Origin of the sequence: Dehalogenimonas etheniformans, assembly GCF_014672715.2 — a bacterium.
GTDB lineage: Bacteria > Chloroflexota > Dehalococcoidia > Dehalococcoidales > Dehalococcoidaceae > Dehalogenimonas > Dehalogenimonas etheniformans.
The window spans coordinates 361,749-376,738 of sequence record NZ_CP058566.2 but is presented as its reverse complement, the minus strand read 5'-3'; the positions used below and the strand labels follow the sequence as shown (position 1 = coordinate 376,738).

Annotated in this window: 14 protein-coding genes, 1 tRNA gene and 1 pseudogene; 10 read left to right on the top strand and 6 right to left on the bottom strand. The window is 47.3% G+C overall.

Annotated features, from left to right (window positions below; all coding sequences use genetic code 11):
* Window positions 1-113: 113 nt before the first annotated feature.
* On the top strand, window positions 114-1,142 hold the full coding sequence (locus tag HX448_RS01950) for a DDE-type integrase/transposase/recombinase (protein WP_102331364.1): 1,029 nt from the start codon (window positions 114-116) through the stop codon (window positions 1,140-1,142).
* 134 nt (window positions 1,143-1,276) lie between these two features.
* Here the strand turns inward: HX448_RS01950 and HX448_RS01945 are convergent, their stop codons facing one another.
* Window positions 1,277-1,450, bottom strand: a complete 174-nt coding sequence (locus tag HX448_RS01945) for a hypothetical protein (RefSeq protein WP_162485801.1) — start codon at window positions 1,448-1,450, stop codon at window positions 1,277-1,279.
* Window positions 1,451-1,632: 182 nt separating this feature from the next.
* Between HX448_RS01945 and HX448_RS01940 the strand changes: the two genes are divergently transcribed.
* A complete protein-coding gene (locus HX448_RS01940) occupies window positions 1,633-2,712 on the top strand; it encodes a type IV pilus twitching motility protein PilT (protein WP_102331365.1) in 1,080 nt (359 codons plus the stop codon).
* A 63-nt stretch (window positions 2,713-2,775) separates the two neighbouring features.
* On the opposite strand, the gene HX448_RS01935 is transcribed toward HX448_RS01940, so the two are convergent.
* Window positions 2,776-3,669, bottom strand: a complete 894-nt coding sequence (locus tag HX448_RS01935; protein WP_102331366.1) for a hypothetical protein — start codon at window positions 3,667-3,669, stop codon at window positions 2,776-2,778.
* A gap of 236 nt (window positions 3,670-3,905) precedes the next feature.
* Here HX448_RS01935 and HX448_RS01930 point away from each other — a divergent pair.
* Window positions 3,906-3,981 (top strand) — tRNA-Val (locus HX448_RS01930).
* A 488-nt stretch (window positions 3,982-4,469) separates the two neighbouring features.
* On the opposite strand, the pseudogene HX448_RS01925 reads toward HX448_RS01930, so the two are convergent.
* Both HX448_RS01925 and HX448_RS01920 read right to left on the bottom strand, forming a co-directional pair.
* Window positions 4,470-5,501 (bottom strand): annotated as a pseudogene (locus HX448_RS01925) (recombinase family protein); the annotation flags it as partial.
* A 13-nt stretch (window positions 5,502-5,514) separates the two neighbouring features.
* A complete protein-coding gene (locus HX448_RS01920) occupies window positions 5,515-6,423 on the bottom strand; it encodes a hypothetical protein (RefSeq protein WP_102331367.1) in 909 nt (302 codons plus the stop codon).
* A gap of 320 nt (window positions 6,424-6,743) precedes the next feature.
* Here HX448_RS01920 and HX448_RS01915 point away from each other — a divergent pair, with 320 nt between their 5' ends.
* On the top strand, window positions 6,744-7,436 hold the full coding sequence (locus HX448_RS01915; RefSeq protein ID WP_102331368.1) for a tyrosine-type recombinase/integrase: 693 nt from the start codon (window positions 6,744-6,746) through the stop codon (window positions 7,434-7,436).
* 729 nt (window positions 7,437-8,165) lie between these two features.
* Here the strand turns inward: HX448_RS01915 and HX448_RS01910 are convergent.
* Complete coding sequence (locus HX448_RS01910) at window positions 8,166-8,402, bottom strand: helix-turn-helix domain-containing protein (RefSeq protein WP_102331369.1); 237 nt, start codon at window positions 8,400-8,402, stop codon at window positions 8,166-8,168.
* Between the two features lie 240 nt (window positions 8,403-8,642).
* Here HX448_RS01910 and HX448_RS01905 point away from each other — a divergent pair, with 240 nt between their 5' ends.
* The 3 genes from HX448_RS01905 to HX448_RS01895 all read left to right on the top strand — a co-directional run bounded on the left by HX448_RS01905 (window position 8,643) and on the right by HX448_RS01895 (window position 10,560).
* Window positions 8,643-9,179 (top strand): hypothetical protein, encoded by a 537-nt coding sequence (locus HX448_RS01905; protein ID WP_102331370.1) that lies wholly within the window; start codon window positions 8,643-8,645, stop codon window positions 9,177-9,179.
* An 87-nt stretch (window positions 9,180-9,266) separates the two neighbouring features.
* On the top strand, window positions 9,267-9,749 hold the full coding sequence (locus HX448_RS01900) for a phosphatase domain-containing putative toxin (protein WP_102331371.1): 483 nt from the start codon (window positions 9,267-9,269) through the stop codon (window positions 9,747-9,749).
* Window positions 9,750-10,308: 559 nt separating this feature from the next.
* Window positions 10,309-10,560: a hypothetical protein gene (locus tag HX448_RS01895; RefSeq protein ID WP_102331372.1), complete on the top strand. Its 252-nt coding sequence runs from the start codon at window positions 10,309-10,311 to the stop codon at window positions 10,558-10,560.
* Between the two features lie 1,410 nt (window positions 10,561-11,970).
* On the opposite strand, the gene HX448_RS01890 is transcribed toward HX448_RS01895, so the two are convergent.
* Window positions 11,971-12,441 (bottom strand): MarR family winged helix-turn-helix transcriptional regulator, encoded by a 471-nt coding sequence (locus tag HX448_RS01890; protein WP_102331373.1) that lies wholly within the window; start codon window positions 12,439-12,441, stop codon window positions 11,971-11,973.
* Between the two features lie 248 nt (window positions 12,442-12,689).
* Between HX448_RS01890 and HX448_RS01885 the strand changes: the two genes are divergently transcribed.
* Genes HX448_RS01885 through HX448_RS01875 form a run of 3 tightly spaced genes read left to right on the top strand, consistent with a single transcriptional unit; the run spans window position 12,690 to window position 14,943 of the window.
* On the top strand, window positions 12,690-14,288 hold the full coding sequence (locus HX448_RS01885; RefSeq protein WP_102331374.1) for a 4Fe-4S double cluster binding domain-containing protein: 1,599 nt from the start codon (window positions 12,690-12,692) through the stop codon (window positions 14,286-14,288).
* Between the two features lies 1 nt (window position 14,289).
* Window positions 14,290-14,595, top strand: a complete 306-nt coding sequence (locus HX448_RS01880; protein ID WP_102331375.1) for a dehalogenase — start codon at window positions 14,290-14,292, stop codon at window positions 14,593-14,595.
* A gap of 54 nt (window positions 14,596-14,649) precedes the next feature.
* Entirely contained in the window at window positions 14,650-14,943 is a 294-nt protein-coding gene (locus tag HX448_RS01875; protein WP_102331376.1) for an FmdB family zinc ribbon protein, read from the top strand.
* Window positions 14,944-14,990: the final 47 nt, after the last annotated feature.

The window sequence follows — 14,990 nt, the reverse complement described above, 5'->3', positions numbered from 1 at the left end:
TATAGCATCACATACCAGCACGAGCAATCAACGATTTGATTGGTTCTCCTAAAATAGTCTTGACATAGGTACTTTGCCGTTTTACGTTTGGGTAAACCTAAACGGAGGCGGCAATGAAAACAGTAATAGTAAATATAGCGAAAGCGAGTGTTAGAGTTATGGAGATAGTGAATGAGGCGAGAATAAGCAAAATAGAATATGTGGCCTGTAAGTGGTGTGGTAGCCAAGATGTTAAAAAGAATGGGCATAAGAGAGAAATACAACAATGGCTATGCGCCAAGTGTGGCCGAACATTCCAAAATAATGCCTGTCTGCCACACGATAAGTACACTCCAGAGGACATAGCATCGGCGGTTTATCAGTACTACACAGGATCATCGCTTGCCGATATTCGAGGCGAAATAAAACAAAAAACAGGCCGAGAACCTAGCGATCCTGCGATACTCCAATGGATTAAAAAAGCCACAGAAGCAGCGCTAGACAGTACACGAAATGACAAGCCTAATATTGGTGATACTGTTGCTGCCGATGAGACTGTAATTAAAGTTTCTGGCAAGAAATATTGGTGTGTTGTTGTTGTAGACCCAATTTCCAAATATGTCTTATCTGCCTATCTATCACGGGCAAGAACGGCAAGGGCGATACAGTTAGCTTTCGAGCAAGCCAAGTTAAAAATGACCAAGCCGCCTAAAGTGGTCATTTCAGATGGGTATACCGCCTATCCTGAAATGGTCAAAATGGTTTTCGGTGATACGACACATCACATCGTTACCAAGCCGTTTGAGGGTAAAAACGGGCAATCCAACAACGTAATCGAGAGGTTTAATTCAACGCTAAAAGAGAAGCACAAAGTAAGCCGTAACTTCAAAAGCCTAGCGACAGCCAAAATGAACCTCTTAGGGTATGTCTATTTCTATAACTACCTAAGAGGACACGAAAGCCTAGACGGGCAAACTCCTGCTGCTATATGTGGGCTAAAGACACCTAACGAAAACTGGAAAGAGGTTATTTACTCTCGAAAGCCATTAATACAGTCCACAATTCAGCCGGTTAATATGGGCTATCGTAAAAGGCAATCGGCAAAAGTTAGGGCTAGAAAACCAATCGCAACAGGGGCAATGACGATTAGGGGGCGGAGATAATGTTCAGCGTATTAGAGTCATGGGGAACATTTGATACCGCCGAGAAATGGTTAATTGCGATGTTTATTATACAAGGGGTAGTAATGGTTATAGTGACTTATCAATGGAGAAAAGAGCGTGACAAAACGAACGATTTACTTGCCAATTGCGAGAGTGATAAAAGAAGCGAGGAAACCTAAGCCTAGCGGTGAAAGGGTTTTTATCAATTCATCGCCTGTGGAGTTGCCGATAATGAACGAGCCAATTATGGCATCGGAAACGAGATATGTTACGAGGAACGCAACGACGGCGGGAATGATTTTTTTCATACCCACATCTTACTCCCCCAAATTTCTTAGGGGCAAGACAGTATTAGGAGAACCATTTGATTACCAACACGGGGCGACCCCACGTCGCCTTTTGTTGTTAAAATCGTTAAAAACGACATATATTCTAAAATAATTTTTAAAAAACCCTTGAAATCCTCTGTTTGAGTGACTAAACTGGAAACATGGACGTTTTGGAGTTATTGCGAACTGCCAGCGACCTGAAAGCCTCCGATCTCCATCTGGTCATCGACAGCCCGCCTCTTGTTAGGGTAAATGGCGAACTTCAGGAGTTGGGTAATGTTTTCCTCACCCCCCACGATATAGATGTGGCGCTGACCCAGCTTACCGATGAAGAACAAAGGCAGAAGTTTCTGCAGACCAAAGAACTCGATTTCGCCTGCACCATGGATGACTACGGCCGCCTGCGTTGCAACGTAGCGAGACAGATGCACGGCATCAGCCTGGCCATCCGGCTTCTGCCACCGGCGGTGCCGACCATTGATGAACTCGAATTACCCCAGATCCTTAAAGACTTGGCGGTTCAACCGCGCGGACTGCTATTGGTGACCGGTCCTACGGGAAGCGGGAAAAGCACGACTCTGGCAGCGATGCTCCAACACCTCAATCAGACCGGCGGGCATCATATAATCACAATCGAGGACCCAATCGAGTATGTTCACCAGCGGGTGAAATGCGCCATAACCCAGCGCCAACTCGGAGAAGACACCAATTCATACCCCTCGGCACTGAAGCATATCCTGAGACAAAATCCCGACGTCATCATGCTTGGCGAGATTCGGGATCCCGATACAGCTGCGGCAGCACTTTCTGTGGCTGAAACAGGTCATCTAGTGCTGTCAACCAGCCACGCTCCATCAGCACCCCAAGCTGTTGAGCGCGTCATCGACCTGTTTGCGCCCCAGGAGAGGCACCTGGCCGAAGCCAGGTTAGCGTCTCTTCTGGTTGCGGTGCTATGCCAGACCCTGGTTCCAAGAGCTAGTGGAAAAGGCAGAATCGCAGCCATGGAGGTACTCATCGCTAACCCGGCAGCCAAGAGTATGATCCGGGAAAGCAAAGTCCACAACCTCCACAATGTGATAACGACCAACCGCGAAAGCGGTATGATAACCATGGATGAGAGTCTGGCTGAATTATATAAAGCCGGAACAATCACCTTGAAAACTGTATTCGCTTATTGCAATGACCCAACCGAGGTTAAAAAATATCTCGGTGTTAATGTTCGCACAATCTCCGGGAAATAGTTCGTAGTTCATCGGGAAAATTTCGTAGAAAAAAGAAGCCCCGGAAAGGGGCTTCTTAGATTTTCATTTTTCTCGGTAAGTTCGTGTAATGTTGGTGATGGCGCCACTGCAAACTGGTTTTGCAATGCTACAAATCCGATGCCCGGGGCCCAGCTCCAGAATCAGGTCCGAAAGGTTCAAGTATGGCTTAACAAAATTATCGATATTAGGTTTGAGACTGTTCAACCAAAATGAGGACATCTCGTCAGGACTGAATCCCATTTCACCGCGGCTTTCCTTATAAATCATTGATTCTCTCTTGAAGCGGGCGTGTTTGGCACCGATGTCAGACATATTCAAATACGCCAGAAAATCGAAAAACGGTCGAATTGAACCACAAGCCATTTCCGCAAGCTTACCGATCATCCAACCTTCAAGGATACACACTCTTGGCTTTACTTCGATTAAATCCGGTGCCCCGCGATCATCGAGCTTTGGATCAAACCTTGGGACCACGAGAGGAAATTTTCCCTGATAAATATTTTGTATTGTATCGCGGAATAAACTTATATCGTGTGTCTCGGGGCTGCCTCGCCAAGTATACCCTCGACTGACTCGTTCCGATTTCGGTAAATAGAAATCGTCAGACGAAAGCATCAAAACATCCAAGCCAAAACCTAGTTTTAATGCGATTGCCCAATAAGAAGCTATAGTGGATTTCCCCGAACCCGGAGAACCGATAATGCCTATGAAAATGATAGAACGCGAGTCAAGCAGATGAGCTACGTATTGTAGGATGGGGAGATGTACATTTTTTTGGTCGTTGACACCAGGCATCCGAGAAACATCTTGTAACGAAGACGTAAGTGCCTTCCGGACAACATCAGCCACTTGATCTCGAGTCTTCAAAAGCGACTGTTTATCGCAATTTTTAAGATTATCGAACAGAAGCGAGTATGTTTCTAAGGGATCCGTCAACAAATTTATCCTTATTTTATACGATTTTGGCAGTAATTTGATGTTACTCGTATCTTTCCCCGTCGGGTATGGCACAATATTTTAAACCAGCCTTGGTACCGATGGAAAGACCGGGCAGTGAATCAAAGAGTACACTCCTCTCTGATTTCTCCCGAGTTACATCCGAAATGTCTTGGCAAAATCAAGTATTGTATTTGTAAAGGGTTCGCTTTTTGGGCTAGAATAATTCTCCCCGTGGGCGGCTAGTTCAGTGGTTAGAACGCCTGCTTCACACGCAGGAAGTCAGAGGTTCGAATCCTCTGCTGCCCACCATGACCTCCAATAGATAGAACCGTTTCCCCTACCCCTTCAGGTAACGGGGGTGTGTACTCCAAAATCACCTCATCACCCTTGACCCGTATCTCTTTTACAAATCCCTTGATGAACGCCTTTCTCTCGAAGACCTGGCCTTCATCAAGCAGTGATTTCAGATCCTCAACGTAAGCCTCCATTTGTTTGGGGTCAAGTAATTCATATCTATGCTCAGCGTACTCGAGTTCAATCTGATGTTTCCTTTCCAGCAGTTTCTCCTGTTGCATCTTCAGTTCTTTGATCCTTAGCGACAGATCCGGTAAGTCGAATTTTCCCGTCTCGATGGCATCATAGATATTAGAGAGCCGGTATCCAGTATCTTTAAGACTATCCTGGACAGTGTCGATTTCCTGCCTGAGCTGGGATAGCGTTTCGTTCCATTCCTCGCTGGCAATCTTAGCAAGGTCGGTGAGATTCTCCGTTGTAAGAATTGCTTTCTTGATTTCGGCAATCACTGCGTCTTCGAATTTGGAAGCGTTCAGGTATTTGGAATGGCAAGAACCCGCCCCCTTCTTAGTCAGACTACCGCACACGTAATATGAGAACTTACCACTCTTTGCGTCCGCCCCGGTGAGAGCGCGACCACAGTATCCGCAGCGCGCTAGTCCGCTTAAGAGGAACTTACTGGAAACCACCCTCGGATGAACCTTCTTTGGAGCCCGTTCACCCAGCAATTTTTGAACGTTGTCGAAGGTCTCACGCTCGACGATCTTCGGACATGCACCTTCAACTCTTATGGGTTTCAGCCCCCTTTTGCTGACGCGTCCCCAGACAACAGTGCCGGTGTAGATCTCATTGCCAAGCATCGAATAGATAGTACCTTTGGTCCAAGCCTTGCCCTTGGAGCTGGGAATGCCTTTGGAGTTCAGGTCTCTAACGATGTCGATAGAACCCTGGCCTGAAAGAACAGCGTTGAAAATGCCTTCGACTACTTTGGATTGAGATGTATTCAATTCAAGCTTCGTCCTGACTTTAGCTCCGTCAGACACTCTGACCTTTTGATATCCGTAGGGAGCCCGATATGATTGGTAAAACCCGCGCGAGGCGGCTTCCCGCATGCCTCTAACGACTTCTTCGCCTAAATTTTCGCTGTAAAATTCGTCTAATGATTCGACAATTGCTTCCATTAAATGACCAACAGGTGTGTTTTCAGATGGTTCGTTGATTGAAATGACCTGAACCCCATTTCTTCGCAGAAGTGTCTTGAAGACGATCGAATCTTCGCGGCTTCTGGCGAAACGAGAAAATTTCCAAACGAGGATTGCCTGGAAAGTCTTGCCGGGACGACGAGCGGCGGCGATCATCTCCTTAAACGCCGGACGGGAGGTCGTTCTGCCGGTTTCAGCTTCATCGACGTATTCACGCACAATGGTGTAGCCTTTGCTCAAAGCGAAAGCTCGAAGAGCTTTAAGCTGCGCTGATAAACTGAGGTCGACATCCTGTTTTTCCGAACTGACGCGGGCATACAAAACGACATCCATAACGCCCTCTCTTTTAACCCTTGAGCCTTTTACAAATTCGGCATTGCCCGGTGATAAGAATTCCGAGCTTGATTTCTTTAAGCGTCTCGTCGAGCTCCTTTTTGGCGGCAACGAGTTCTTCCCACGAGGTTTTGATTCTGTTTGCTGCAGGTGTTACGGGCAATTCTATTAGAACTGAAACGATCGACGCCTTACAAACAGACTCTTTACCTGGGCAGATCGCAAGGGTATTTCCCTGACCAAGCCGGGCTTCACCGCTGTGCTTATCGATTTTGATGCTTTTTTCGAGGTTCTCATTAGAATGGGGAATCTTTTGAAATATTGAATCGATCGACCGTTTGTATGCCAGTTCCAAGAGGTTACTCTCAACCAGCTTGACGGTATTTTCACTATTGACGACGCTTGTTGGAGCGCCTTCGATTGGATTGAAACGTTCGTCAACAAAGACGCCGCCGGTTCGTTGCATCAACATTTCGGCAGCGATTTGTTTGACGTTAGCCAGACTGTCAATGTAATCCTTCCGTGCTTTCTGCCATCGATCGAGCCGGATCCACAGCTGGTCTTTTGGCAAATGTTCCCTGAGTAAAGCGACTTCCAGCGGAGGTTCCTCGCTCGAAGAATTGATTTCTCCGCTCCCCACCGGCCACGGGATATCCAGATCGCGCGGCGGCAAATCATCGTTCTGCTGTAGCCAGTCTACAGCCCCCATAAGCTGCTCCTGGTGGGCTTTAAGAGCGTTTCTTAGTAGTTCGATTTGAGCCAGGTTAAACCTGCGCTCGTCCATCGCTTTTTGAAGACTAGCCCTGATCGTGCGGATATCCCGTCCCTTAGTTCGGGCGAGTTCGACCTCGGAGGTTCCGTTCTCTCGGCTCTCCAGCCAATCTCGCATCTCCTTGGGTGAAGGGATTTTTTTCTTCGGCATCAAAAACACCTCCGGTATGAGTTCACCTGTGATATTTGTACGTCATACCATACTATTATGTCATTGTCAATATATAGCTGCCTTAGACATCTGCGTTGATCCGATGCCTTAGAATAGAATGGTGAGCAATTCATGGGGTCCGGAAAACTCAGACGGTCGTCATCTGGCTATGAGAATCTTAGCCAGGCTGATTGTCCGTCGCCGCCTTAGGGAGTTGGGGTCTTCTTCTCCACCAAGAAATGGTATGGACGAAGGCATTTCCAGCGTTTGCACTGCGGCCAATGGACTTGATCCGGCGATGAACAAGGAGGCTGATCCCTATGAAAGCTTATCTTGAACCTACCGATATCTTCAAAATGAAAGAAGAGGCGACAAATGTCCGGGATGAACTGCTTGTTTCAACATCTTTTCGTCTCGGTACGCGCATCAGTGAAACTTTGGCCATAGGCGTTGATGATATCGACTTTGCAAACGGGACAATTACGATCAAACATCTCAAAAGCAGGATCAAGCTTAAATGCCCGGAGTGCCAGGCGGCCTTATGCCTGACAACTATATTCTGCCCGGCTTGCGGCGCCAAAGTGGAATCGGCGATACATGACATCAAAGACGTCAGAAGACAACGTGTCTTGCCAGTGGATGATACGCTCCTAAGCCTTGTCAAGAAATTCATCGCATCAGGAGGTCCGGTAGAACGGAACGGCAGACTGGTCCTTTTCGGGATCAACCGGCATCGAGCCTGGCAAATAATCAAGAATCTGGCTGAAAAAGCCGGTTTACCCAAGCTGATTAACCCGGAAACAGGGAAGATTCATAATGCTTCACCCCACAAATTGAGGGATGCTTTTGCGGTTTTCGCCATGAAACACAATGATTCGGGCGAAGGGATGCGGATGCTACAACAGCACCTTGGTCACCAAAGTTTTAATACCACCGCCAAGTACCGGAAAATAGCGGGTGAGGAACACCGGAAGTGGTATCAAGATCTATGGACTGGTGGTTCAGAGGACTAGCTTCCACAATCACCTTGGTCGGTTACTCAATCCACTTTCCAGCTACTTTCCAGTTACTGTCCTGCAGTTGCCTATTCATAGCTAAATTATGGTGTCAGACGGTGTCCCGTTACTTTCCTGTTCAAAGTTTTCCCAAGTGTGTCCCCGAAACTTACCCTTTAAGCCTTATTTCGGACACTATCACTTTTCCCTGGAAAGCAAACTGACCTCAAGGAAATTTAGGGAAATCCCCGAGACTTTTTTGGGTCAGCATCTCTTTGTGAAGGCTCTCCCGCCGAATCCTGTTGCCGGAAAATCTCCAATAGCCGGTGCCACAGGCCCTACAGTCGGAAAATTGGGGGTTCTGCACCAATAGATGACCGTTTCCTTCGACTCATATTTAAGTGCACAATTGCCTAAATCAATAAACAAATTGTTCAACCCGATTTGCGATTTTAAAGCCGCGTAAAGCCCAAAGAAGGCGGGGGTTCACAGAAAAAGAATATCGAATTGTGTGATTCTGGCTGCCCAATCTTCTATTAATCAAGGCACCCTGCTGTTTAAGAAACGTCGGCATTATTCATCCCCAGCGTCGAGTTACCGTCAAAATCTACCGTCCGAGAACCGTCGGGGCGGGCTGTCCTATAGGCTTCATTTTCGACGGTGGAAAGTGGATATGACAGGAAAGTAGAAAACTGTAGGACAATGTCCGTTCGGTTTAATTGGGCAACCCAATTGACCAGGAATGATTTATTTTGACTTCCTGGTTTCTCCGAATTGAAACAGTTCAGGAAGGCTTACATTTAAGGCATCGGCTAATGAATTGATATTTTTGAGTGCAGGGTTTCTCTCGCCCCGTTCGATACCGCCGAGATAGGTGCGGTGGATACCAGCCCTAAAAGCCAACTCTTCCTGCGATAATCTTCTGAGTTGCCTGAGAGATCTGATTCTTTCGCCAAAGCGCTTCTGGATAATATCGTCGGTCATTTCAGCCAAACAAAATATGCTTGACGAATGATATGGTGATGTATAATATGAGTCTACAGACTATAAGTATCATTTTATCGAAGGATGTTCTGCCATTATGAACCAGGTGTCTGAACTATCCCAGACGATTAACTTTCCGAACGCTGCTTGTAAGGTGTTTTCAAAGCTGGCCAGAACTGTAGGACCAGGGTTGATGGTCCTGTGGGGTGGTTCACCCTGAGTCCGAGACTTGGAGGAAAGATGAAGAAAGTCATTCTTAGCGTGTTAGTTGTTTTAATCGTTCTGTCGGTTGGTGTCCTGGGGTATTCCTATTATCGTCTAGACAAATCGAATGACTCGCTACTGGCTGATAACACCGGACTGTCCCAAGATCTTGTATCTTCTAAATATCAAGCTACAAGATTCGAGGAGATAGCCAATGAAAGCCAGTCTGCCTTGTCAATGAAATATGCAGGACTCGCTCTAACAATCCCCGCCCGAGGTAATTACCTCTACCCGGTTCATCTTGCTGGGAATGAATACATTGACTTCATAATCATTTCAGACGAAAAAGGCATTTTGAGCGCCAATTTCAATAACGTCAGAACCTCATTAAACAAGTCCATTTCGTTGCATTCGGGATTTCCGTATGTCGGTGGGTTTGGAACCGGGGTGGGCGACGATTTATTTATATTGATCGAGAATAGCTCTTCAATAGAACAAGCTACGGTTCACATTATGTACAGGATCTACAGTGACCATTCCCGCTCAGGGTTTTGGGAAATGACAAATAATTGAATATCTTTCAAGTGGGTAATAAGCTCTTTGAGGAATCAAATACATTTCCACCGCCTGAGCAGCAAGTACAACTCGCCAAGCAAAACCATGGAAAAGAGTATCCCGAAAACGAACAATTTGAATTTCAGCTGGATAATTGAGGGCGAGTTAGCCGGACATGCAGCCCCCGTATCAGAGCAAGACTTGTCATGGTTGAAGAAGCAAGGAGTCCTTGCCCTCGTGAGAATGCAAGAAACTAAATATACCCCGGTAACCAATTCTCAAATCACCCAACTCGGACTTTGGGATTGCCACGAACCGGTAGCCGACTTTACAGCCCCTACGCTGAATCAAATACGCAAGATAGTGGCCTTCATCGCAAAGTCGCTCGAAGCTACAAGACCGGTAGGCGTTTCGTGCGGAGCCGGTTTTGGCCGCACTGGGACCATTCTTGCCTGTTGCCTGGTTAGCCGCGACTGGGAGCCGCAAAGCGCCATTGATCATGTCCGGAGCCTGAGGCCGGGTTCGATTGAACCGAAGAGCCAGGAAAGTGCGGTGAGAGAATATTTTCGAGAGCTTCGAAATATGTAGCTCGGCATTCGAGCCCTTATAAGTAGATGTTATTGTGTGCCCTGAACCAAGAGACCAATATTAACGTAATTATTGAAGGTAACCGGGGCCACAAAACCCAATATTTTTGCGTCCTATTTGGTATCCCATTTGGTATCCTAACCACCTACTACTTCACGAGTCATTATGCTATCTTATTTCGGAATGCGTAGGTATAAACAGGATACTAACCGATTTGGATAGTGAATCGGATAGTCAACTGGATAGCGAATATCGACAAGCTCTTAAATTACAATTTGGCTTAATTTTATGGACATCAATAATATATTATTGATGGTTAATAACTCCTAGGCGATACTCTGTTAAACAGCGCTCAAATAGAGAAGATCTAGATTTGGGATCTTCAAAGGTCTATCGTCGATTTCACCGACCCGGGTCCAGGTCAGATAGACAAGACAATAGAGTTCATCAACAAGTTGATAGAGGCCTAGCAACCGGTGGCTGACTCTTGCGAGCCCGATTGGGTCGCACCGGGAATATCCTTGCCTGTCAACTGTTGAGCTAGGGTTGGAAAACGCAGATGGCAATCGATCTCATCCACGCACTACGTTTGGGTCAATCGAGACCAAAAGACCAGGAGAATGCGGTCAAAGCCTACGCTCAAGCCATATGTTTGTCGGTCGCCCTTGGGGGCATGCTTATATTCTTTAGTCAAATGTCTGATTTTGGTTGCCAACGTGAAGGAATAGTCACACTCCTTGGCAATTTCGGCGTTTTGTTTGCTAATCTGGATAGCTGGAGCAATTTCGATTTGTTTGGAAGCCAATCATAGCCTATCGGGATGACATATAAACCGGGTGACAGTTCGACCTCAAAGACCGTTTCAACATGATTGTCCTGAAAACTGTCATATTATCGAAATTGTCGTAGGGTCTTGTTTGTCATGGTGTTACCTCCGCCGCGACACATTGGCCAGTCCCCTCCCCCGAACCCCCTCCTCTATTCTGAAGGGTTTTTTGATGCCTAGGTGGTGTTTACAGGGCGAGATGCTCCGGTGTCAATTTATGAGACAGGTTCGGCTTCACACGGAGTGTCACGGGCAGCCGTCCCTGACGCGTCAAGTAGCGTTGTCCTCGGGATTGTTGTCTTCTTTATCCTTGTGTCTTGGATTTATCTTAGTTGTCCCTGACCGAAGAACCGCCCGGCGGTAATGGACCGGCTGGGTTTGGCAAAACCGCTTGATCAAAAACATGCCGAGTGCCCGAAGTAATGCTCGATGCTTGTCTGGGGACTTGATGGAACGGACTATAGGGCAAACTGATTGACAGGGCGCGTTCTTGAACCGAATCTCCCATTAGCGGGGTGGTAGCGGTAAATGGTAGCGGCAGTAGCGGGGGTAGTGGTAACGGGCTATAGCCCACTACCGTTTACCACTTACCATTTACACCGCTACCCCCGTTACCAAACGTTAGTGTTGGCGGGTCATTAGGCCTGGGAAGATGCCATCCCCCCAGCTAACAGTAGTTATTGTTAGCTGGGGTTAGCGTCAGCGGGCTGTCGGGGCTAATAAGTTACTACAGGCGCTAACGAACGTTAGCGCTAACGCAGTAGTTGCCGCACCGCTTTTCGATTCATGGGCAGCCGGGCCAACCGAAGCCATTGTCTTGTGGCTTCCAACATGGTGAGATTCTCACAACCTCACACATTTGCAGAGCTTGTGCAATCTTTTGTGGGCAAAAGATAAATTGTTTTTGAAAAAATTGATCACAGGTTTTCGGTAATGCTCTACGTGGAGTTAATACGCTGGCAGATAAGGCATTGGGGTGGTTGCAATGAATACTCGAGGTTAAAATAAGCATTTAAGTATAATGAAAATTAGTACTATGTACGATGATAAATATGGTAGACAAAACCCCTTCCCAGTTAATGGCATACATTACGAGAATGACGCCTTCTGTGGGTAATTCGCTCAAAGGTCTAGTTGTACCTTACAAAATAATTGGCAACCTGAAACGTCCTGCATTAATGAGAAGATAACGGAAGAGAAAGCCGGTGAGAATCCGGCGCAGTACCGCCTACTGTGTGTGGGTAACCACTAGCCAGCAAAGCGCCGGTTTCAGGAATACACCTCCTTCTGGTGGTAACTGAAGGTAGGATGGAGTTAACATTGTTAGCCCCCTCCAAACGAAGGAGGGGGCTTTCTTTTTCAACGGGGGGAGGAGGATCGAGGGCAAGGGTCAGACTATAGCTCGGGGTATTTCCCAAGACGGGAAAGGCAACCAATGAGCACTTTCTCTAGAGAATGCGCGAGTTGATCCCGTTCTAAGTCGGTGAGAACAGCAGTAGGCTTAAACTTTTTATCAACCAACTCAAGGTCCTTACACAACCGACGCCCGGGATCGGTAAGAGTGATGGTGATCAAACCCTTATTGTTCATGTCTTTCGTTTTGGTAATTAATCCTCTTGCCTCCATCCGGGTCACAAGGCCGAGAATGGTATGAGGTTCTCTGAGCATCCTTTCGGTAATGTCGCCGATGGTCGCTTTTTCGTGTTGCATGAGGTGCGAAAGTACGCCGTGTTGTTCAGGGCTGATATCGAGCTTGGCATATGCCCGCTCTTTTTCTTTGTAGATAGCTCTTCGGGTACGCATTATGAGGAGGCTCAGATCGTCATCATCATCAGGTGTATGTTGCCAGCTGTTTTCAATGAGCATTTTTCACCCGTGTCCTTTCAGTAGCTCAATTATACTAGGGGGAAAAAATATTTTCTAGGTACTAGTACCTTAGTACGATGTTACTAACGGTAACCTCATGTATCATATACGATATCGTGCCCGATAACGTACCTGGTGCACAAGAGCCTGAAAGTTTAGGCTTGGAGGTGACCATGTTGCATTGACTCCTGGGAAAGACCGGGTGACGCTGGGAAAGACCAAAGCATTAATAAAGAAGGAGTCAGAAGATGAGCGAAAATGGTATAAGCCGGCGGGCTTTTATTAAAGCCGCCGGTATCGGTGGCGCCGGACTTGCCGTGGCAGCTGCTGGCAGTACGTGGAATAGCTATCACGAAGGCCAATCGGCGTTCTCAATGCAAGGTCAAGAACACCGCCAAGGTCATGTTTACTTCGATCGCGTACCCTTTGAAGTGGACCAAGTCCCTACCTCCAGCTGGAAAGTTCTTGGGCAGGATTTACCCAATGGCCAGTCTGTCAACGGGTATCATCGGGTCGACATGCGATGGTATTACGGTGAAAGGTTTAAAACTACGGGACATGCCGTTTCAGGAAGCAGCCCCGCTATAGGCTATGATCCATCCAAAGTGGATTGCCTGCCAAACACATGGCCTTCTAATGGCGTTGCGGCATTAGATCCGCTATATCAGCGGTACTATGAGCTGTATCCGATGATGCTCGATGTCGATAAAGAGTACAAATACGACTGGCTCCCCCAACTTATCGAACGTTTTAAGTCAAGCATCGACAGCCGCGCTGATTTCAACCAGAACGAAGGTTTAATCGCCATGGCTCGATCGGAAGCCCAACGTGCCGTACCAGTTTCGTCTGTCACTACTCCACCCGAACAAAACGATTGGTCGGGTGTATCGGAACGTCGAGCTGTTTTTGATACCCCCGAGCTGGCGAGTCAATTAGTAAAACGCATGGCGGCTGATCTGGGAGCAACCTTTGTAGGGGTAACCCCATTGAATAAGGGTTGGGTTGCTTGGAGTCATGCTGCGCTTGGTGGGCTGGGCGCTGGTACTGGAGGCCGCGGTTTTGGCTTGAATACTCCAATCAAGATTCCCGAATGGTGGGACAACGCCATCCTAGTGTCTGGCACGATGAGTTGGGACGTTAATGCCGGCGATCCAAACTATGGTGATTCTTGGACCGGATACAATATTTCCTCTCAGATTGCGCAGCAAATGGTAAAATTCCTCAAACACTTGGGTTACCCTGCTCGATGGCATTCACCATTTGGCGGGTACGATATGCCGATACCCGGAATTGGTGCTGAATGCGGCATGGGCCAAATCGGACGCACATCGAACTGCATCGCGCCAGATTTTGGCGGTAACGTTCGGCCTGCAGTCATCACTACAAGCCTACCGATGGCCGCGGATAAGCCAATCGATTTTAACCTTAGTGAGTTTTGCAGCCGCTGCAAGCTTTGCGCTGAGGTTTGTCCGACTCAATGTATCAGCTACGCCAATGAACCGGATTTCGAAATTTATGGTCTGCGCAGGTTTAACACAAACCTCGCGAAATGTCGCGATGGATGGAATCTCGGCGCAGGTCCAATGGGCTGCCGAGCATGCGTCTCCGTGTGTCCATGGACTAAAAAGAACACATGGGTCCATCGCTTCGTACGTGAGGTTCTATCGCACGATCCAACGGGTGTCTCTCAGAATGTGGCTATCTGGGCAGAGCGGACTTTGTATCCCAAGCACTATAACGAGGAACTCAATCCACCAAATTACAAGGGTGTTTATGAGCCTCCAAAGTGGATAAAAACTGATGAGTACATCGGGAGTTTCATTAAAACTCCGATCGGAGTGAAGTAATATGTGGATGATGTTGCTAAATATCCTCATGGGACTTGGTTTGGCTGCTGTTGCCTGGGCTTTATTTTCAATGGCGAAAAGCTACGGAAAAGCAGTCAAATGGTGGCACTGGTTCATGTTTGTTATTTCGGCAATCCTCTGGATATTCAGTTTCTCGTGGCTGGGAGCCCAACTGGGTGAAGAATTGGGAGGCAAGGTATTTGCGCAGGGCGCCATTTTTGGTTGGGGCATTGCATTCGCTCTAAGCATTCTCCTTGCTTTGGTTACGTTCCAGTTGATTCGACGCCAGAAAACCCTCGCAAAATAATCGAATATATTCAGCGGTGCGGGTAATACCCGCACCGCTGAACGAGAAGGTAGTATGCCCTTATACGAATACGAATGCCCTGGATGTCAAAACACATTTGAGGTCATCGCTAAAATCAGTGATGGCACAAATATAAACCATTGTCCTAATTGCGGAGCACAGGGATACCGCCTATTGTCTAGCTTTTCGTGGAAACACCAAACGTCATCCCTTGAACAATTTAAACATGGCGCTGACGAGAAAATGTTTTATGCTGAAAGGCGATTGAGCGAGGATAAATCCCTAGACCCGGGTGCATGGATCGAGAAAGTGAAAGCTGAGAAGATATCTAAAAAGGCGAGTAGATAAAGGTGGCGGGCTTTGGAGGCTAACCTTACGCAAATAAAAAGGAGAAA

What these genes read in the sequence shown, in the direction of transcription:
- HX448_RS01940 (WP_102331365.1), top strand. Translation starts at nt 1,633, where the DNA reads ATGGACGTTTTGGAGTTATTGCGAACTGCCAGCGACCTGAAAGCCTCC.
- HX448_RS01875 (WP_102331376.1), top strand. Translation starts at nt 14,650, where the DNA reads ATGCCCTTATACGAATACGAATGCCCTGGATGTCAAAACACATTTGAG.
- HX448_RS01910 (WP_102331369.1), bottom strand. Translation starts at nt 8,402, where the DNA reads ATGACCGACGATATTATCCAGAAGCGCTTTGGCGAAAGAATCAGATCT.
- HX448_RS01895 (WP_102331372.1), top strand. Translation starts at nt 10,309, where the DNA reads ATGGCAATCGATCTCATCCACGCACTACGTTTGGGTCAATCGAGACCA.
- HX448_RS01945 (WP_162485801.1), bottom strand. Translation starts at nt 1,450, where the DNA reads ATGAAAAAAATCATTCCCGCCGTCGTTGCGTTCCTCGTAACATATCTC.
- HX448_RS01915 (WP_102331368.1), top strand. Translation starts at nt 6,744, where the DNA reads ATGAAAGCTTATCTTGAACCTACCGATATCTTCAAAATGAAAGAAGAG.
- HX448_RS01900 (WP_102331371.1), top strand. Translation starts at nt 9,267, where the DNA reads ATGGAAAAGAGTATCCCGAAAACGAACAATTTGAATTTCAGCTGGATA.
- HX448_RS01905 (WP_102331370.1), top strand. Translation starts at nt 8,643, where the DNA reads ATGAAGAAAGTCATTCTTAGCGTGTTAGTTGTTTTAATCGTTCTGTCG.
- HX448_RS01920 (WP_102331367.1), bottom strand. Translation starts at nt 6,423, where the DNA reads ATGCCGAAGAAAAAAATCCCTTCACCCAAGGAGATGCGAGATTGGCTG.
- HX448_RS01890 (WP_102331373.1), bottom strand. Translation starts at nt 12,441, where the DNA reads ATGCTCATTGAAAACAGCTGGCAACATACACCTGATGATGATGACGAT.
- HX448_RS01885 (WP_102331374.1), top strand. Translation starts at nt 12,690, where the DNA reads ATGAGCGAAAATGGTATAAGCCGGCGGGCTTTTATTAAAGCCGCCGGT.
- HX448_RS01880 (WP_102331375.1), top strand. Translation starts at nt 14,290, where the DNA reads ATGTGGATGATGTTGCTAAATATCCTCATGGGACTTGGTTTGGCTGCT.
- HX448_RS01950 (WP_102331364.1), top strand. Translation starts at nt 114, where the DNA reads ATGAAAACAGTAATAGTAAATATAGCGAAAGCGAGTGTTAGAGTTATG.